Origin of the sequence: Sphingopyxis soli (assembly GCF_018682675.1) — a bacterium.
Classification (GTDB): Bacteria; Pseudomonadota; Alphaproteobacteria; order Sphingomonadales; family Sphingomonadaceae; genus Sphingopyxis; species Sphingopyxis soli.
Window position 1 is genome coordinate 26,618 of sequence record NZ_JAFMTR010000115.1, and the last position, 17,648, is coordinate 44,265.

Genomic DNA, 17,648 nt, shown 5'->3' on the forward strand with positions numbered 1-17,648 from the left:
CCACATCATGTCAAGAAAAATGTCAGACATCTTTGTCCCGCACCGCGGACGCATCGATGCCTATAGCCAGAGCAAAGGTTGGCGGACCGGGAAATTGCGAACGACTTCGTCAATCCGGGGATCGGGTTCGAGGCGCTGCCACAAAGCGGTCCAGTCGCGGCGGTCGAGCGCGAGTCCGCCAAACAGCAGGCTCGGCTGGCGCACCGGGAAGCCATCCCAATATTCGATGTCGCGCGCGAAGGGCCAGCGCGCCTTGTCGGCGACATAAGGCGCCATGAAGGCAATCGCCTTGGCGATCGAACGCCCGTCGCCGGTTTCCCACGCGACAAGATCGTGACCGCCGAGCAGCCACGCACTCGCGGCAAGCACGTCGAGGTTGAACAGCGAATAGGCATAGGGCTTGGTCCGCGCGAGCTCTAGCGGCTGGCGGCCGTCGGGTGCGATCTGTGTCGGGACGATCACGGTCCTGAGATGCGCCCGCGCCGCCTCCAGCACATCGCCGCGCCCGAGCAGAGCCGCAAAGGCCGAGGCCTGGAGCAGCCAGCAGCTACCGTGATTATTCTTCTCGTCGCGCTCCTGCATCCCGAAGGGCGACGTCGTCAGCCAGTCGAGATAGTCGGCGAACCACCGCTCGACCTCGGCCCGCATCGCCGCATAGCCGGGGGCTTGGCGGCGCGCGAACAGCTCCGCAGCGCGCGCAACCTCGACGATCTGGAGCGTATCGATCACCCCGATCGCGCGCCCGCTGTTCACCCCGATGATCGCCTGCGCATGGTTGAGTTGCGGGTTCATCCGCGTCGCCGGGTCGACGAACCAGGCGCGAAGATGCCGCATTGCCGCCTCGGCGTAGCGTGGATCGCCGGTCAGCTCCCAGACAGCGGCGAGCGCGGGAACGGTACGACCGAAGGCGATCAGCGCGTCGCGGTGCCCGTCAAACTTGTCAGGGTTCGATCGTCCGTCGCGGCGTAGATAAGCACCGCCCGGATGATCAGGATCGGGCCACCAATAGTCGCCCTCGGAATAATAGTCATGCGGTCCCGCGGGGCTGCGCGGCGCGGGGATGGTGGCGATCGTCCGGGGTTCGACCGCCAGCAACGCCGGCCCCTGCGGCAGCAGCCGCTTGCGCTCGATCGCGCGAATGTCGAACGCCCCCGAATTGCGCGCCCATGCCGCCGGCGCTGCCAGCAACAAGGCCAGAAGCAGGGTGCGCCGCGCAATCATGGCACCCGATAGCGGAGTACGAGATCTGCAGGGATGTGCCGCGGATAGGCACCCGGCCCCCACGCCCGGTCGGCGCGCACCAGCAAGCCGTCGAGCCTGTCGGCGGGCCAGTCCTTTTCCTTGTAGGGCCAGTCCGCGGCGCGCCCGCGATAGGCCGCGAGATAGTCGGTCGCCTGGCGGAGCGAGCGCCCCTTTGGCCCCGTTTCCGCGTACAGATCGATGCCGATGCACGCCGCGCTGTCGGCGACCGTATAGGCGGCGTCGAGCGCGTAGAGCGAATAATGGAAGCTGCGGGTGCGGGTCAGCTCGGCGGGCATCGCGCCCGATCCATCGACCTGCCTGTCGATGCGCCCTTCGGTAAAATGCAGCGCAATGTCGCGCACTATATCGGGGCGCCGCGCAAACAGCGCGAAGCGGGCAAGCTGGGCGTCGTACCAAAGGCCGTGATTATTTCCCGCGGCAGCTTCCGCCCTTCCGTTCGCGCTGTTTTGCATCCAGTCGATGTAGCGCGCGAACCAGCTTTCGAGCGCGGCATTTTCGGCGGGCGAGAGCGATCCCGCAGGTGCGATCAGCCCCGCCGCGTCGATCACCCCGATGAACCCTGCACCGTCGAGCACGCCCTCGGCGCGGCCGTTCGCGACCCCCGGCACCGCCTGCGCGAAATCCATGTTCGGGTTCATCGCGGTCGCCGGATCCAGAAACCAGGTCCGGATCGCCCGCGCCGCGCCATCGGCATAGCGGGTGTCGCCGCTGTAATAATAGGCGAGCGCCAACGTCTCCGCCTCGCGCGCCATGCGGGCGAGTGCGATGCGATCGAAGCGGTTCGTCTCGATCTCGGGATTGGTGTCGCCGTCGCGGCGCACATAGGGTCCCTCGGGATCGGCGGGGTCGGGCCACCAATAGCGCGCGAGGCTGACATAATCGTGGCGGTCGCCCGATGGTGGAGCGGCCCGCTTGTCCATCACCGACGCGGGCCTGGCAGCGAGCGCCTTGTCGGCCCGCGCGATCAGGTCGCGATAGGCCGCGGCGACGACCGGGTCGCTCGTCCGCCGCGCCTTGATCGCCTCAAGGTCGGCGGGGTTCAGAGCGAAGGTTCGCCGTCCCCCGAAACTGGCGGCATAGCCCTCGCTGCCTTCGCAGACCGGCTGATCCGATCGAGCAGCAACGGCGGGCGAAGCCAGCGACAGCAACGCCAGCGAGACAGAGGCAAGAATCTTCATTTCATTTTCAGGCGGCGCGTCTCCGCGAGGTCGGCCATCGCCGTCCCCGCGAGCAGAAAAGCCCCGGCGCCGTAGAATTGCGTCTCGTGCGCCGATACGCTGTCGGGCCTGTCGCCGACCTGTTGCACCCAGCCGAGCATCCCGTCGGGCTGCACTGCGCGGACCAGCGCTTGCCACCCGCGCACCGCCCCCGGTTCGTATGTCGCGCGGTCGAGCAGCCCGGCCTCGATCCCCCACGCGAAGGCATAGGTGTAGAAGGCGGTGCCGCTCGTTTCGGGGGGCGTCCCCGCACCCTGGTCGAGCAGCGAAGCGGGCCAATAGCCATCGGGTTTTTGCAGCGTGACGAGCCGTGCCGCCATGTCGCGGAACAGCCGTTCATAATAGCCGCGCTTCGGATCGTCCTTGTCGAGCGTCTTGAGAATACCGACCAGCCCCGCCATCACCCAGCCGTTGCCGCGGCTCCAGAACAGCTTGCGCCCCTGCGCGTCGCGTTGGTCGAAGAAGCGGCTGTCGCGGAAATAGAGCCGCTCCGCCGGATCGTAGAGATAGTCGGTCGTCGACTTGAACTCGGCGTGCGCGAAATCGGCGTAACGCTTGTCGCCGGTCGCCTTCGCGAGCTTCAGCAGCGTCTCGGGAGCCATGAACAGCGCATCGCACCAGCACCAGCGATCGGTGCAGGCGGGATCACCCTGCCCCGCGGCATTGGAAACAAAGGCGAGGCCGGTCGTCGGCTGGTTCGCAAGCACATGGTCAAAATAGGCGCGCGCAGGGGCCAGCGCCTTGTCCCCTTCGCCATTCTTCGCCGCCCAGATCCAGGCGCGCGCGATGAGTTGGTCGTCGGCATGATAGGGCTTGTCGCCGAGCTTCCAGCCAAGCTCGCGCCCCAGCTCGACCAACGGCTTGCGATAGCGCGGATCGCGGTCGGCAAGCGCGGTCAGCGCGACCCAGAAGGTCGCCTGCTGCCAGTCGCGCGGGTTGCGAACGCTCGGCCGCGCCGCCGGCATCGCCCCCCAATTGGTGCGGTTGGCCAGCTGCCAGTCGGCAACCCGCCGCGTCTCGACGAGGATCGCCGTCGCAGTCGGCATCGCCGGATCGGCATCGGCGACCGCTGCGGGCGCGGCGACCAGCATCAGCGGCGCGAAGAAATTCATCGGCATCGCTCTCTCCCGCAAGGTTCGCTCGCCAGTCCTTGTCGCCGGCGACTTCTCTCTTTCCTTTTACGTCGAGCCTGTCAATAAGGTTGTCATACAACTATCGACGAATGGAGAGGCCATGCCCAAGATCGTGTCCGCCCGGGTGATCGTAACGAGCCCCGGACGCAATTTCGTGACGCTGAAGATCGAATGCGACGACGGCACGACCGGCGTCGGCGACGCGACCCTGAACGGGCGCGAGCTTGCGGTCGCGAGCTATCTCGCCGACCATGTCGTCCCCTGTCTGATCGGCCGCGACGCGCACCGGATCGAGGACATCTGGCAGTATCTCTACAAAGGCGCCTATTGGCGGCGCGGTCCGGTGACGATGACTTCGATCGCCGCGGTCGACATGGCGCTGTGGGATATCAAGGGGAAGGTCGCGGGACTGCCCGTCTATCAGCTTCTGGGCGGCGCCTCGCGCGAGGGATGCATGGTCTATGGCCATGCCAACGGCACGACGATCGGGGACACGGTCGCGGCCGCGCTCGATTATCAGCGGCAGGGGTACAGGGCGATCCGCTTGCAATGCGGGGTGCCCGGCATGGCGTCGACCTATGGCGTCAGCGGCGACAAATATTTCTACGAGCCCGCCGACGCCGACCTGCCCACCGAAAATATCTGGTCGACGGCCAGATATCTGCGTGTCGTCCCCGAATTGTTCGCGGCGGCGCGCGAGGCGCTCGGCTGGGATGTCCATCTGCTCCACGACGTCCACCACCGCCTGACCCCGATCGAGGCGGCGCGGCTGGGCAAGGATCTGGAGCCATATCGGCCTTTCTGGATCGAAGACGCGACTCCCGCCGAGGATCAGGAGGCGTTTCGCCTGATCCGCCAGCACACGACGACGCCGCTCGCCGTCGGCGAAATCTTCAGCTCGGTCTGGGACTGCAAGGCGCTGATCGAGAACCGGTTGATCGACTATATCCGCGCGACCGTGCTCCACGCGGGCGGCATCACGCATATGCGCCAGATCGCCTCGCTCGCCGACCTGCACCAGGTCCGCACCGGCTGTCACGGCGCGACCGACCTGTCGCCCGTCACGATGGCGGCGGCGCTGCACCTCGGGCTCGCGATCCCCAATTTCGGCATTCAGGAATATATGCGCCACACCCCCGAGACCGACGCTGTCTTCCCGCACGCCTATCGCTTCGCGGACGGGATGCTCCATCCCGGCGAGGCCCCCGGACTCGGCGTCGACATCGACGAGGCGCTGGCCGCCAACCATCCTTATGCCCGCGCCTATCTGCCGGTGAACCGGCTCGAGGACGGGACGATGTGGAGTTGGTGATGCGCGGCACCCTGCTCGCTGCCCTGTTGATTTCGGCGCCCGCACTCGCGGAGGATCATGAACGGCTGCGTCCCGCCACGCCGGACGAGCAGCAGGCACGAGCCGCGGTCGTGATCGCCGATTATCGTTACGGCGACCTGCTCTGGGAGAATGACCGCATCGCGCACCGGATTTATTCGCGCGCGCTCGAAGCCGCCGAACCGCCATCCTCGTCGGGAATCGACGCATGGGGCAAGCGCGTCCGCTGGCCCTATATGGACCGCCAGCTCCGCACCGGCGATCAGCACGCCGACCATGGCGAGGGACTCGATTTCTATAATGTCGGCACCGGGCGCGGCGCCGGCGGGATCGGCATCTGGTACGACAACAAGCTGTGGACCTCGCGCAACTATGTCCGCCCGCATATCCTGAGCGCCGGACCCGCGGTCGCGGACTTCACGGTCGACTATGATCCGTGGCCGGTCGATACGCTGTACACGGTGCGCGAGACGCGGCGCTTCACCCTGCCCGCAGGTACGAATTTCACGCGGCTGACCTCGACGCTGACGTCGAGCAGCGACGCCGAACTGGTCGTCGGCATCGGCCTCGCGAAGCGCCCGATAAACGGCGGCAAGCTCGGCGAGATAGCCAAGGACGCGGCGAATGCGCGAATGAGCTGGTGGGGACCGCCCGATGGCGACAAGGGCCGCATGGCCGCCGCGGTGATCGTCGATCCCGCCGCGTTCGCGGGCTTTGCCGAAGACGCCGACAATTATCTGATCCTCGTCCGTGTCACGCCGGGCAAGCCCTTCGTCTATTATAGCGGCGCGGCGTGGGACCGCGGCGGCGATTTCGCGACGCGCGAGGCATGGGAAAGCTACGTCGCCGACCAGCACCCCGGCTTCCGGCCCTAGCCAGCGTCGCGGCGCTTTGATAACCCTGCCCGCCATGGCGACCAAGGCAGCGTCGCTGGCCGACGATCTGGTCCAGCGCTTTGAACAACAGATAGAAAAGGGCGACATGCCCCCTGGCGCGCGCTTTCCGACCGAGAAGGCGATCACCGAGGCGTTCGGCGTCAGCCGCACCGTCGTGCGCGAGGCCTATTCGCGCCTCGCCGCGCGCGGCCTGCTGGTGTCGCGGCGCGGCTCGGGCGCCTATGTCCCCGACGGCGCGCAATATCGCGCCTTCCAGATCGCCGCCGACGAGGTCGGCGAGATCGAGGATGTGCTGCGCCTGCTCGAAATGCGCATGGGGTTCGAGGCCGAAATGGCGGACCTCGCGGCGCGGCGCCGCACCGACGCCGACCTCGCCGCGCTGCGCAGCGCACTCGATGCGATGGAGGCGAGCACCGACGTCGACGCGTCGGTCGCCGCCGATACCGCCTTCCACGCCGCGATCGCCGCGGCAACCGGCAATGACTATTTCCTGCGCTTCACCCAGTTCCTCGGCATCCGCCTTGTCCCCTCGCGCAAGCTGTACCTGCAGGGCAGCGACCCGGAGCGGCACCAGCATTATGCGCGCACGATCAATAACGACCACCGCGCGATCTATACCGCTATCGAAGCGCAGGACCCCGCCGCTGCCCGCCGCGCGGCGCGACGTCATATGGAAAAATCGGTCGCGCGATACCGCGCAATCCAGCAGGCGCTGCCGAAGGATTGATCGACGATTCGACGACCGCTCACCGGCCATCCACGGAGAAAAAGATGACGCTGCCACGGCCTTTCGTCCTTTCGCTGATGCTGCTGGGCGGCTCGATGGCGGCGACGCCGCCCGCGGCCGCCAAGGGGGCGAGCCCCGCCTATGACCTGATCATTCGCGGCGGCACGATCTACGACGGGTCGGGCGCGCCGCCCGTCACGGGCGACGTCGCGATCAAGGGCGACCGCATCGTCGCGGTCGGCAAGGTCGACGGCACGGCGAAGCGCGAGGTGCAGGCGCGCGGCATGGCGGTGGCCCCGGGCTTCATCAACATGCTGAGCTGGGCGACCGAATCGCTGATCGCCGATCCGCGCAGCGAAAGCGATATCCGGCAGGGAGTGACGCTGGAGGTGATGGGCGAAGGCTGGTCGATGGGCCCGTATAATGCGACGATGAAGCGGCAGGAAACCGAGCGGCAGGGCGATATCCGCTACACGATCGAATGGACGAGCCTTGGCGACTATCTCGGCTGGCTCGAAAGGCGTGGCATTGCGACGAATGTGGCAAGCTTCGTCGGCGCCGCGACGGTGCGCGTCCACGAGCTCGGCGAGGATGACGTCGACCCGAACCCCGAACAGCTTGCGCGCATGAAACTGCTCGTCCGGCAGGCGATGAACGAGGGCGCGCTCGGCGTCGGCAGCTCGCTCATCTATGCGCCCGGTTCCTATGCCGAGACCGACGAGCTTGCGGCGCTGATGACCGAGGCGGGCAAGTGCGGCGGCATGTACATCAGCCATATGCGGTCGGAGGGCGACCGGCTGGAGCAAGCCGTCGACGAACTGATCGAGATCGCGCGCCGATCGGGTGCGCCCGCCGAAATCTATCATCTCAAGATGGCGGGCCGCGCGAACTGGGGCAAGCTCGACGCGGTCGTGCAGAAGATCGAGGCGGCGCGCGCCGAGGGGCTGCGCATCACCGCCGACATGTACACCTACACCGCCGGGGCGACCGGGCTCGACGCGGCGATGCCGACCTGGGTGCAGGCGGGCGGCCTCGAAGCATGGATCGAACGGCTGAAGGATCCCGCGACGCGCGCGCGCGTTGCCGCCGAGATGCAGAAACCGGGCAGCGACTGGGAAAATCTCTATTTCGGCGCCGGCGCCGACAAGATGATCCTGACCGGGTTCAAGAATGAGGCGCTGAAGCCGCTCACCGGCAAGACGCTCGCCGAGGTCGCGGCGATGCGCGGCAAATCGCCCGAAGAAACCGCAATGGACCTCGTGATCGAGGACGGGTCGCGCGTCGGCACCGTCTATTTCCTGATGTCGGAGGACAATGTCCGGCGACAGGTGCAACTGCCGTGGATGAGCTTCGGGTCCGACGCGGCGTCGCAATCGACCGAGGGCGTGTTCCTGAAATCGGGCGCCCACCCGCGCACCTACGGCAATTTCGCGCGCCTGCTCGGCCGCTATGTCCGCGACGAGAAACTGATCACGCTCGAGGAAGCGGTGCGGCGCCTGACGACCCTGCCCGCGACCAATCTCGGCATCGCCGAACGCGGCGCGCTGAAGCCCGGCTATTACGCCGATGTCGTCGTCTTCGATCCCGCGGCGGTGGCCGATCGCTCGACCTTCGAACAGCCGCATCGCTATGCGGTCGGCATGCGCGACGTCTATGTGAACGGCGTCGCCGTTCTCAAGGACGGGCGGCACAGCGGCGCGACGCCGGGCCGTGCGGTGCGGGGCAGGGGATGGGGGCGCTGCGGCTGATGCCGCTATCGGCGGTCGGCGCTGAGTCCGTGCAGGAACAGGTTCGATACCTCGAATGCAACGCGGATCGGTGACGCGGCCGCCTCTGCGGGAAGCCAGCGCGCGACGAAATTGAAGGTGCCGGCCGAGGCCAGCGCAGTGGGCTCGGCCTCGAAGGGGCGCAACGTGCCGTCGCGGTTGCCGAGTTCCATCGTCGCGATCGATCGGTCGAGCAGATGGTTGGTCTGGACGCTGAACCGCGCCTGCTCCTCGCTCGAAAGCTTGTGATAGGAGGTTGCCGTCAGCGACATCGGCCCCGCCGGATCGAGCTGCGCCTGGACATTGAGCACGATGCCCGCGCGCGCGCGCTCGACCCCGCTCGAATGCCGCTCGCCACGATCCAGCAGCCTGTCGTAAATGGCGAAGGCACGGTCGAGGCATTGTGCGACCAGCGCCGCCTTGCTGTCGAAATGGTGGTAGATCAGGCCCTTCGTCGCCGTCATGGCAGCGGCGATATCGTCGAGCGACACGCCGTCGACGCCCCGCGCGTTGAAGAGTGCCGACGCGGTCGCGACGATTTCGCCGGCGCGGTCGGCGGGCGGCGGCGGCGCAAGCGCCGACCAGTCGTCGATTTCGACCGCCTCGATGCGCGCGGGTGCGGGCCTGGTCGAGACGCCGCTTTCGACGATCCGCGGCAATTCGACCGAAAGCCGCCCGAAGGGATCGCGCTCGGCGCGGCGCGACCAGATGTCGCCCAGCGGCGCCCAGGCGAGAATGCCCCAGATCGTCCGCGCCGCGATCGCGGGATCGTTCGGCCGGATCGACCCATCGCCGATGCCGCGCTCGACAAGCGCCGCCAGCATGTCGAACGCCTCGGTCTGGCGCCGCTCGATCTCGCGTCGGCCGTCGGCCGACAGCGTATCGAGTTCGGACGCGATGATCGCGTGCGACTGATCCCGGTCGCGGGCCTCGACCAGAAAATCGACGATCGCCTGCAGCCCCGACCCGCTCCGCGCCATCGCGCGCGCCAGATCCTGCAACATCGGATCGAGCAGATGCAGATAGCATTGCCGCGCGAGATCATGGCGGTCGGTGCAATAATTATAGAGGCTCGACCGTGTCAGCCCAACCTCGCGCGTGATCAGCGCAAGATCGGCCCCCGCCACGCCGTTGCGGCGGAACTCGCCCGCGGCGCCATCGAGCAGGCGCCCGCGACGCGCGGCGCGCGCCGCGCTGAGCAGCGGCTTGTCGCCGCTCGCCGATACAGCCCGTTCCATCGCGCCTGCCTGCCCTGATACGAAAGAATTGACAAGTCGGTATGTTGAACATACCTGTTTGTCAGAATCATAAACGAACAAGAATGTTCGGGAAAGGGAGAGGCGATGACAAAGATGGCTGGCGGCAGTGCCGCGAGGTCGAAGGTACGGAAATCCGCATTGCTTGTCGGCCTGGCGACGATGATGGAACCGGCCGGCGCCTATGCGCAGGATGCATCCGATGCGGACAACGGCGATATCGTCGTCACCGCGATGAAGCGCGAGGAGCGGTTGCAGGACGTCGGCGCGACGATCCAGGCGCTCTCGGCCGAGGGCATCCGCAATGCCCGCGTCGCCGAAATCAAGGATCTTGCCACCCAAGTGCCGAACGTCGACATCAAGGAAACCGTCCCCGGCGCGTTGCCGACCGTGACGATCCGCGGCATCGGCCTCGACGATTTCAGCACGGTCAGCAGCCCCGCGGCGGGCATCTATGTCGACGACATCCCCCTCGCCTCGCCCGGCCTGATGAGCGGCAATTTCTTCGACCTCGGCCGCATCGAAATTCTCAAGGGTCCGCAAGGCACGCTCTATGGCCGCAACACGACAGCGGGGGCGGTGAACATCGTCTCGGCAACCCCGGGCGACGCCTTCGCCGCCTTTGCCAAGGCGAGCTACGGCAATTTCGACAGCTTCGATGCCGAGGCGACGCTCAACATCCCGCTATCCGAGACCGCACAACTGCGGATCGGCGGCAAGACGATCCAGCAGGGACGCGGCTACTGGACCAGTTCGCTGCAGGAGGATGGCACCCCCGGCCGCCGCGATATCGGGACGCGCGATATCTGGCTGGGGCGCCTGCAACTCGCGCTCCATCCCGCCGAAGGGCTCGATATCCTGCTGAAGGCGGAGGGCGAGCGGTCGCGGTCCGAGATGGGCGTGCCGCAGTTCAACGGCACCTATGGCATCGGCACGCCCTTCGTGCCGTGCGCCGCAGTGCTGCAGGGCCGGCTCGACAATGCGGCCTGCGTCGATGCCTATGGCTACCGGAACACGAACGCCAATCCCTATCATGGCGACTGGGTGGGGCGCTTCCCCTACAACATCGATCAGCTCAATCTGACCGGCAAGGTCAGCTACAACATCGGCACGGTCGATATCACCGCGATCACGGGCTATATCGATTTCTCGCGCCTCTATCATATAGACGTCGACGCGACCCCGCTGCAGCAGTTCGACTATGACGAGGATGAGGATGTCCGCCAGTTCACGCAGGAACTGCGCATCGGCTATCGCAACGATACGATCGATCTCGTCGGCGGCGCCTTCTACTCGTGGGACCGGGTCCAAGGCGACAACACCAACTATGGCGACGCCTGGCCGCTCGTCTTCCTCGGCGCAGCCAGTGGATCGGGCAAGACGAATTACGATCAGGTCACGCGCTCGGCGGCGCTCTATGCCGACGCCACCTGGACGCTTTCCGACAAGGTCGATCTGGTCACCGGGCTCCGCTTCACGCGCGAGCGCCGGCATTATGAGGGCGGCACGACCTTCATCACCCCCTCCCCGCTGGTCGGGGTCAATGACACCTTCATCGACGACACGATCCGCGACAGCAACCTGACCGGGCGCATCGGGCTCAATGTCCGGCCCCGCGACGGCCTGCTGCTCTTCGCGATGGTCTCGCGCGGGCGCAAGAGCGGCGGCTTCTTCAGCGGCTTCACCAACAACGACAGCCAGCTGCTCCCCTATCGCCCCGAAACCCTCACCGCTTACGAGGTCGGCGTGAAGAGCGAGTTCGGGCGTGCGGTGACGCTCAACGTCTCGGCCTTCTATTATGACTACAAGGACCCGCAGACCTTCGTCCGCTTCATCGATCCCGCCACGGGCCTGTCGGTGCAGAAGGTCGGCAATGTCGACAGCGCGCGTGTCTTCGGCGCCGATATCGACCTGATCCTGCGCCCGGTTTCGGGGCTGACGCTCTCGGGCGGGCTGGGCCTGCTCGATACGCATCTTTCCTCGTTCGAAACCGCTGCGGGCACGGTGCCGGCCGGCAACCGCCTCCCCAACGCCCCCGCGACCTCCTTCTCGGGCAAGGCGCGCTACGAGTTCGACCTGTCGTCGCGGCTGACCGCCGCGCTTCAGGGCGACGCGCGCTATGCGTCCTCGGCGTTCAAGGAAGCCTCGAACGATCCGCTGATCGCATCGCGCGCCTATTGGCTGCTCAATGCACGCGTCTCGCTCGGCGATAGCAAGGTGGGCTGGGAGGTCGCACTGTGGGGCCGCAACCTGACGAAGGAAAGCTATGTCGTGCAGGGGGTGAACCTCGCGTCGCTCGGCATCGTCAATCGCATCTACAACGCGCCCCGAACCTATGGCGTCGAACTCAGCTTCCGTTACTGAGGAGAAGGAGCGATGACGACCCACACCCCGATCGCCGGCCGCTGTGATCCCCGTTTTGCGCCCGTTCGCGATGCCTTTTCCGCCAATTTCGCCGAGCGCGGCGATATTGGCGCCGCCGTGTGCCTGGTCGTCGGCGGCGAACCTGTCGTCGACCTCGTCGGCGGCTGGCGCGACGCCGGCCGGACCGAGCGGTGGCAGGACGATACGCTGGTCAATCTCTGGTCGACGACGAAAGGCATCGCTGCGATCGCCTTTGCGATGCTCGTCGATCGCGGGCTCATGGCCTATGACGACCCGGTCGCGCGCCACTGGCCCGAATTCGCCGCCGAAGGCAAGGAGGCCATCACGGTCGGAATGCTGTTGTCGCATCAGGCGGGGATCTGCGGCTTCACCGCGCCCGCGACGGTGGCCGACCTGCTGAGCGGCGCGGCGGCCGCAGACCGGCTGGCCGCGCAGGCGCCGCTGTGGGAGCCCGGCAGCGCGTCGGGCTATCATGCAATCAGCATCGGCATCCTCGCGACCGCGCTGTTCGAACGGATCGAAGGGCGGTCGCTCAAGGCCTTCGTCCGTGACGAGCTCGCGGCGGGGCTCGGCCTCGACCTCTCGATCGGGCTCGACCCGCAACTGCACGGCCGGCGCGCCGAGATGATCGCGCCGCCCGAGCTGAGTTCGGACACGATCGGGAGCCTGACGCCGCCGCAGATTGCGGCGCTCGCCAACCCGCCGCTCGATCCGCTGCTGCCCAACGATTCGCAGTGGCGCGCCGCCGACCTCGCCTCGGCGAACGGACACGCGAACGCCGGGGCGCTCGCGCGGCTCTATGCGCGCTTCGCGGATGGACTCGTCGGCCCTGCGACGCTTGCCGCCGCGACCGCGCCGCGGACCGATGGCATCGACCTCGTGCTCGGGCTGCCCGCGCGTTGGGCGGCGGGCTTCCTGACCAATTCGGACGGCATCTATGGCCCCAATCGCGGGGCGTTCGGCCATTCGGGCTGGGGCGGCTCCTTCGCTTTCGCCGATCCGGACGCGAACCTCTCGCTGAGCTACACGATGAACCGCATGGGAACCCAGCTTCGCGACGACCCGCGCGACGTGGCGCTGATCGAGGCGGTCTATCGCTGTCTGTGAGCGGGCGGGCTAGGGTCAGATTGAAGCGGAATCTAGGCGGCGTCGGGCTGCCGGTCCGGATGCGCTCTCTTGAACGCGTCGAGTTCGGCGCAGCGGGCATCGATCGCGACGAGCGTCGGCATCCCTGCCAGATCGCAGGCGAGTCGGCGCGCGTTGAAGAGTTGCGGAACGAGGACGCAATCGGCCATCGTCGGCGTATCGCCGAACAGGAAGCGCCCGCTCGTCCGTTCCGCCGCGACAAAGGCCTCGAGCCGCACCAGCCCGTCCTCGACCCAGTGCCGGTACCAGCCGTCGATCGCCGCCTGATCGTGTCCGAGATCGCGTTTCAGGTAGCGCAGCACGCGAAGGTTCGCGAGCGGATGGATGTCGCAGGCGACAAGCTGGGCGGCGGCGCGGACATAGGCACGATCCGCGGCACGCTCGGGCAAGAGCGCGGGCTCGGGATGCGTCTCGTCGAGATATTCCATGATCGCAAGCGACTGGACGATCAGCCCGTCGGCGTCGGTGTCGAGCGCGGGCACGAAACCCTGCGGATTGACCGCCTGCCGATAGTCCGGCAGCGGCTCGCGCGCGAGCAGGTTGATCGCAACCTGCTCGGCGTCGATCCCCTTGAGCGCGAGCGCAATCCGCACGCGATAGGCGGCCGATGACCTGAAATAGCTGTAGAGCCGCATCGCCCGTCCCTTCGATCAGTAGCGCCCCGAAAGCAGCGCACCGGCGCCCGGCACCCGCGCTTCGAGGCCGAGCCGCTTGAGCATCTGATGCGCCGTACAGACCGCCGCGGAAACGACCGGTAATCCGATTTCATCCTCGACCTTCTGGATCGCGGGCAGCGAAGGCATCTGGACGCAGGCCGACAGCACCAGCGCATCGATCCCCGAGAGGTCGAGCTTCTTATAGTGGGCAAGAAGGTTCGCGGGATCCTGCGCCGCGACCTCGAGATTGTCGGGAATCTCGAGCGCCAGCGAGTCCTGCACCGCGATCCCTTCCCCCTCGATGTACGAAACGACGAGCTGGGTCAGCGGCTTCACATAGGGCGCGACCACCGCGATTCGCTTCGCGCCGAGGGCGTGCAGGCCATCGACCAGCGCGCCCGCGCTCGTCACGACCGGCGCGGCATGGCCGTTTTCGACGGTCCGCCCGTGAAGCCGCTTTTCCGACACGCGGTGATAGCCGGGGCCCATGCTCATGATCGCAACGAGGCAGGCATAGCCCATCACGTCGACCGCGGCGTCGGACAGCTCGAAGGCGCAACGGTCGGAATCGGCGTCCATCGCCGCCAGTTCCTCCTTCGTCACCTTCTTCATCCGCATCCGCGCGCTGTGGAAGGTGAAACGGTCGGGCAGGATGGCCTCGCGCGCGCGGAGCATCGCGGGGATTTCGGTTTCCATCGTGACATTCGAACTCGGCACAATCTGGCCGACGCGGAAAGGACGGGTCATCGCTTGGTCCTTCAGACGGCGACGATCGGGTTACGCAAGGTGCCGATGCCCTCGACATGGCATTCGACGACGTCGCCCGGCCACATGAACTCCTGCGGGTCGCGGCCCGCGCCGACACCGGCGGGGGTACCGGTGGCGATGATGTCGCCGGGCTCCAGCGTCATCACGCCCGATATGTCGGCGATGAGCTGCGCGACGCTGAACAGCATGAAGCGCGTGTTGCTGTTCTGCTTTTCGACCCCGTTGACCCTGGTCCACATATTAAGGTTCTGCGGATCGGTGATTTCGTCGCGGGTGACGATCGCCGGGCCCATCGGCGCAAAACTGTCCTGCCCCTTCGACACGATCCACTGCCCCGCGCGGCGGCAATCGCGTGCGCTGACATCGTTGATAACGGTGTAGCCGAACACATGACCCAGCGCGTCGGCCTCGGCCACGCGGTGCGCGGTCTGGCCGATCACCACCGCCAGCTCGGTTTCCCAGTCGAGCTGCTGCGTCACCTTGGCATTGTGGCGGATCGGGTCGTTCCACGCGACCACCGCCGTCGGGGGCTTCGAGAAGATCACCGGCTCCTTCGGCAGCGCGTCCGACGTGTCGAGCGCGCGCGCCGATTCGGCGACATGCTCGGTATAGTTCAGGCCGATGCCGAAGATATTCTTGCGCGGGCGCGGGATCGGCGCGAGCAGCGTCACATTGCCCTCGGGCAGCGACGTGCCGACCAGATCGGCGGGGGTCGCGGCCGCGACGGCCTCCTGCAGAAAGCGGAGCGCGATCGGGCCCAGATCGATGAAGTCGAGCATCGTTGCGGGCAGATCATGACCGATCGCGTCGCCGAAATATTCGACGTCGATGACGAGTCCCTGGTGGACGAGGCCGAGGCGCGGCCCGGTTTCGGCCGTGCGATAGGTGACGAAGCGCATGGTTGTTTTCCTGTTGCGGGTTGCGATGAACGTTCAGGCCTGAACCTGCTGACGGCCGTCCTTGTCTTCGAGCGCCTCCTCGATCCGGACGCCGAGCGCCTCCATCACCGGGAAGTCGTTGAACGAGAAGAGGAACGCCTCTTCCGAGGCATCGAGATTGACATGCTCGTGCCAGGCCCAGGCGGGAACGCAGAAAATATCGTGCTCCGCCCAGTCGAAGCGCCGGCCGCCGATCACCGAATAGCCGCGCCCCTGCGCGACATTATAGACGACGTTGCCGGTGTGCCGGTGGGCGCGCGTATGCAGCCCGCCCTTCAGCATCTGCATATGCGCACCCATCGTCTGAAGCGCCCAGCCGCCGGTGCGCGGGTTCGAATAGCGCATGATATGCCCGTCGAAGGGCGAGCCATCGGAAACCTTGGCGAAATTCCAGATCGCGTCGCGCACCTGTTCCCAGCGATAGACCATCGTCGGCGAAAAAGGCCGCGCCCACGCCTCGACCCCGTCGGGTTGCATCGCACCGCCATAGGACAGCGGCAGGTCGTCGGCGGGAAAGCCCGGTGTCTGCGCCGGCGCGTCATAGACCGCATAGAAATTGCTCTCCATGCAGTTCATCAGCGGAATGTCGAGCCCGTCCTGCCAGATCGAAAGCTGGCCGTCGGCGGCGACGCCATGATCGTGCCAGCACCCGTTCGGCGTCAGCACATAATCATTCTTGCCGAGCGTGATGTGATGGCCGTCGACGACGGTATAGGCGCCGCCGCCCTCCATGATGAAGCGGTGCGCAGAGGCGGTATGCTTGTGCGCGGGAGTGATCTCGCCGGGACGCATCGCCTGCAGGCCGCTGAACAGCCAGCCGCAGACCGCGGTATTCGCGCGCCCGGCATCGCTGTCGTTGAGCAAGGTCACGACGCGCCGCCCGGCATCCTCGGGCCGCACCAGTTCGACCGCGCGCAGGCAAAGCTCGCGCATCTCGGCATATTTCCACAGCGTCGGATTGTACCGGCTTTGCGGCTCCCACGGCTCGATCGCGTTGGCGCGGTTCCAGAAGGCGTCGGCATTATGCGCGCCGAGCTCGGCATAGAATTGCCGGAGCTCGTCGGTATCGGTGACACGCGCGCGCCCGAGCTGCGCATCGCGGGGATCGGGTTTTGACACGACGCTGGCCATCTTGCCTCTCCTTGCCAATCTCAAGCCGTGGGCGGCTCCGCACCGTCGTCGTCGGCGGGCGGCACTTCGTGATCGCGCCAGCTCGCGCTGGTGCGCGGGCGCCGGTCGATGCGCAGGTCGAAAATGTCGAAGCGGTTATAGGCGCCGATAATATCGTGCATCTGCTTGGGCTGGATGCAGCGCGCGAGGTCGATCTCGGCATAGACGATGCCCTCGTCGTCGATCAGCGGGTCGCCGACAAGATTGCCGTCGGGGCCGATCACGCCCGAAAAGGCGCTCTGCCGCCGCTCGAGCAGCGCGCGGTTCTCGGGCCGCCCGGCGCTCATCGCCGCGATGATCTCCTCGCTGACGGTCGAGCAGGCGACGATCGTGAACAACTTGCCTTCGAAGCTGTGCGCGGTGGCGCGGATGCGGATCGCGTCAGCCATATTGTACGAGGCCGGCGCGACGGGCAGCGAAATATAATTGGCGACATGGACCAGTTCGCCCGCCGAGAGCAGCGCGAAGCGCGCGAGCGTATTGGTATTCTCGCCGCACGCGAGCGTCCCGAGCGGGCCGACCGGCGTGTCATAGACGCGGAGGCTCGCGCCGTCGCCGCCCGCCCAGGTCAGCTTCTCGGCCCAGGTGGGCACCAGCTTGCGATGCCGGCCGAGCAACGTCCCGTCGGCGCCGATGACAAGGTTGGTGTTGTAGAGCGTACCGAGCGCGCGCGGGTCGCGTTCGTTGACTCCGATGACCACCGTGCAGTCATGCGCACGCGCCGCCGCGCATAATTGCTCGACCTCGGGCCCCGGCACGGTGATCGCGGCGCGGCAGAGCCGTTCGAACCATTCGCTCCCCTCGACCGGCGTCATCAGCCAGTTCCAATAGGGATAGCCCGCGACGAACACCTCGGGAAAGGCAACGAGCTTCGCGCCGTTGCCCGCGGCCTCGGCGATCAGCGCGCATGCCTTGTCGACCGTCGCCGCAGGGTCGAGGAAGACGGGTGCCGTCTGGACCGCCGCGACCTTCGATTTGGGGAGTTCGAGCATCGGCG

At 66.8% G+C, this 17,648-nt stretch carries 15 protein-coding genes; 6 read left to right on the forward strand and 9 right to left on the reverse strand.

The genetic code is table 11. The features are described from left to right. Positions 1-60: 60 nt before the first annotated feature. From J1N50_RS17400 to J1N50_RS17410, 3 genes are read right to left on the reverse strand one after another with little or no spacing between them, the layout of a single operon-like run. A complete protein-coding gene (locus J1N50_RS17400; RefSeq protein WP_215356104.1) occupies positions 61-1,221 on the reverse strand; it encodes an alginate lyase family protein in 1,161 nt (386 codons plus the stop codon). After that, on the reverse strand, positions 1,218-2,441 hold the full coding sequence (locus J1N50_RS17405; protein WP_215356106.1) for an alginate lyase family protein: 1,224 nt from the start codon (positions 2,439-2,441) through the stop codon (positions 1,218-1,220). Before J1N50_RS17405 ends, J1N50_RS17400 begins: the two co-directional genes overlap by 4 nt. Beyond that, positions 2,438-3,598 (reverse strand): glycoside hydrolase family 88/105 protein, encoded by a 1,161-nt coding sequence (locus J1N50_RS17410; RefSeq protein WP_215356108.1) that lies wholly within the window; start codon positions 3,596-3,598, stop codon positions 2,438-2,440. The genes J1N50_RS17405 and J1N50_RS17410 overlap by 4 nt, the downstream gene beginning before the upstream one ends. Before the next feature lie 115 nt (positions 3,599-3,713). Here J1N50_RS17410 and manD point away from each other — a divergent pair, with 115 nt between their 5' ends. The 4 genes from manD to J1N50_RS17430 are packed head-to-tail and all read left to right on the forward strand — an operon-like array spanning position 3,714 to position 8,314. Next, positions 3,714-4,925 (forward strand): D-mannonate dehydratase ManD, encoded by a 1,212-nt coding sequence (manD, locus tag J1N50_RS17415; RefSeq protein WP_215356110.1) that lies wholly within the window; start codon positions 3,714-3,716, stop codon positions 4,923-4,925. Beyond that, positions 4,925-5,818 carry a DUF4861 family protein gene (locus J1N50_RS17420; protein ID WP_215356112.1) on the forward strand — a complete coding sequence of 298 codons (894 nt, stop codon included), beginning with the start codon at positions 4,925-4,927 and terminating at the stop codon, positions 5,816-5,818. Before manD ends, J1N50_RS17420 begins: the two co-directional genes overlap by 1 nt. A 34-nt stretch (positions 5,819-5,852) precedes the next feature. Continuing rightward, positions 5,853-6,566, forward strand: coding sequence for a FadR/GntR family transcriptional regulator (locus tag J1N50_RS17425; RefSeq protein ID WP_215356114.1), 714 nt, complete (start codon positions 5,853-5,855; stop codon positions 6,564-6,566). A gap of 44 nt (positions 6,567-6,610) precedes the next feature. Next, positions 6,611-8,314: an N-acyl-D-amino-acid deacylase family protein gene (locus J1N50_RS17430; RefSeq protein ID WP_215356117.1), complete on the forward strand. Its 1,704-nt coding sequence runs from the start codon at positions 6,611-6,613 to the stop codon at positions 8,312-8,314. A gap of 5 nt (positions 8,315-8,319) precedes the next feature. Here J1N50_RS17430 and J1N50_RS17435 read toward each other — a convergent pair whose 3' ends face one another. Beyond that, positions 8,320-9,570 carry a TetR family transcriptional regulator gene (locus J1N50_RS17435; protein WP_215356119.1) on the reverse strand — a complete coding sequence of 417 codons (1,251 nt, stop codon included), beginning with the start codon at positions 9,568-9,570 and terminating at the stop codon, positions 8,320-8,322. A gap of 105 nt (positions 9,571-9,675) precedes the next feature. On the opposite strand from J1N50_RS17435, the gene J1N50_RS17440 reads away from it, so the two are divergent. Both J1N50_RS17440 and J1N50_RS17445 read left to right on the forward strand, forming a co-directional pair. Beyond that, the gene (locus J1N50_RS17440; RefSeq protein WP_215356121.1) at positions 9,676-11,952 is read left to right on the forward strand and encodes a TonB-dependent receptor; all 2,277 of its coding nucleotides are present in this window, start codon (positions 9,676-9,678) and stop codon (positions 11,950-11,952) included. Between the two features lie 12 nt (positions 11,953-11,964). Further along, the gene (locus tag J1N50_RS17445) at positions 11,965-13,080 is read left to right on the forward strand and encodes a serine hydrolase domain-containing protein (protein ID WP_215356123.1); all 1,116 of its coding nucleotides are present in this window, start codon (positions 11,965-11,967) and stop codon (positions 13,078-13,080) included. 32 nt (positions 13,081-13,112) lie between these two features. On the opposite strand, the gene maiA is transcribed toward J1N50_RS17445, so the two are convergent. From maiA to J1N50_RS17470, 5 genes are read right to left on the reverse strand one after another with little or no spacing between them, the layout of a single operon-like run. After that, positions 13,113-13,754 carry a maleylacetoacetate isomerase gene (gene maiA / locus J1N50_RS17450; RefSeq protein ID WP_215356125.1) on the reverse strand — a complete coding sequence of 214 codons (642 nt, stop codon included), beginning with the start codon at positions 13,752-13,754 and terminating at the stop codon, positions 13,113-13,115. Positions 13,755-13,769: 15 nt separating this feature from the next. Then, positions 13,770-14,522, reverse strand: coding sequence for a maleate cis-trans isomerase family protein (locus J1N50_RS17455; RefSeq protein WP_281414854.1), 753 nt, complete (start codon positions 14,520-14,522; stop codon positions 13,770-13,772). Positions 14,523-14,533: 11 nt separating this feature from the next. Continuing rightward, the gene (locus J1N50_RS17460) at positions 14,534-15,442 is read right to left on the reverse strand and encodes a fumarylacetoacetate hydrolase family protein (protein ID WP_215356127.1); all 909 of its coding nucleotides are present in this window, start codon (positions 15,440-15,442) and stop codon (positions 14,534-14,536) included. 33 nt (positions 15,443-15,475) lie between these two features. After that, a complete protein-coding gene (locus tag J1N50_RS17465) occupies positions 15,476-16,612 on the reverse strand; it encodes a cupin domain-containing protein (protein ID WP_215356129.1) in 1,137 nt (378 codons plus the stop codon). A gap of 20 nt (positions 16,613-16,632) precedes the next feature. Further along, a complete protein-coding gene (locus tag J1N50_RS17470) occupies positions 16,633-17,643 on the reverse strand; it encodes a carbon-nitrogen hydrolase family protein (protein ID WP_215356131.1) in 1,011 nt (336 codons plus the stop codon). Between the last annotated feature and the right edge of the window lie 5 nt (positions 17,644-17,648).

What these genes read in the sequence shown, in the direction of transcription:
- J1N50_RS17400 (WP_215356104.1), bottom strand. Translation starts at nt 1,221, where the DNA reads ATGATTGCGCGGCGCACCCTGCTTCTGGCCTTGTTGCTGGCAGCGCCG.
- J1N50_RS17405 (WP_215356106.1), bottom strand. Translation starts at nt 2,441, where the DNA reads ATGAAGATTCTTGCCTCTGTCTCGCTGGCGTTGCTGTCGCTGGCTTCG.
- J1N50_RS17410 (WP_215356108.1), bottom strand. Translation starts at nt 3,598, where the DNA reads ATGCCGATGAATTTCTTCGCGCCGCTGATGCTGGTCGCCGCGCCCGCA.
- manD (WP_215356110.1), top strand. Translation starts at nt 3,714, where the DNA reads ATGCCCAAGATCGTGTCCGCCCGGGTGATCGTAACGAGCCCCGGACGC.
- J1N50_RS17420 (WP_215356112.1), top strand. Translation starts at nt 4,925, where the DNA reads ATGCGCGGCACCCTGCTCGCTGCCCTGTTGATTTCGGCGCCCGCACTC.
- J1N50_RS17425 (WP_215356114.1), top strand. Translation starts at nt 5,853, where the DNA reads ATGGCGACCAAGGCAGCGTCGCTGGCCGACGATCTGGTCCAGCGCTTT.
- J1N50_RS17430 (WP_215356117.1), top strand. Translation starts at nt 6,611, where the DNA reads ATGACGCTGCCACGGCCTTTCGTCCTTTCGCTGATGCTGCTGGGCGGC.
- J1N50_RS17435 (WP_215356119.1), bottom strand. Translation starts at nt 9,570, where the DNA reads ATGGAACGGGCTGTATCGGCGAGCGGCGACAAGCCGCTGCTCAGCGCG.
- J1N50_RS17440 (WP_215356121.1), top strand. Translation starts at nt 9,676, where the DNA reads ATGACAAAGATGGCTGGCGGCAGTGCCGCGAGGTCGAAGGTACGGAAA.
- J1N50_RS17445 (WP_215356123.1), top strand. Translation starts at nt 11,965, where the DNA reads ATGACGACCCACACCCCGATCGCCGGCCGCTGTGATCCCCGTTTTGCG.
- maiA (WP_215356125.1), bottom strand. Translation starts at nt 13,754, where the DNA reads ATGCGGCTCTACAGCTATTTCAGGTCATCGGCCGCCTATCGCGTGCGG.
- J1N50_RS17455 (WP_281414854.1), bottom strand. Translation starts at nt 14,522, where the DNA reads ATGACCCGTCCTTTCCGCGTCGGCCAGATTGTGCCGAGTTCGAATGTC.
- J1N50_RS17460 (WP_215356127.1), bottom strand. Translation starts at nt 15,442, where the DNA reads ATGCGCTTCGTCACCTATCGCACGGCCGAAACCGGGCCGCGCCTCGGC.
- J1N50_RS17465 (WP_215356129.1), bottom strand. Translation starts at nt 16,612, where the DNA reads ATGGCCAGCGTCGTGTCAAAACCCGATCCCCGCGATGCGCAGCTCGGG.
- J1N50_RS17470 (WP_215356131.1), bottom strand. Translation starts at nt 17,643, where the DNA reads ATGCTCGAACTCCCCAAATCGAAGGTCGCGGCGGTCCAGACGGCACCC.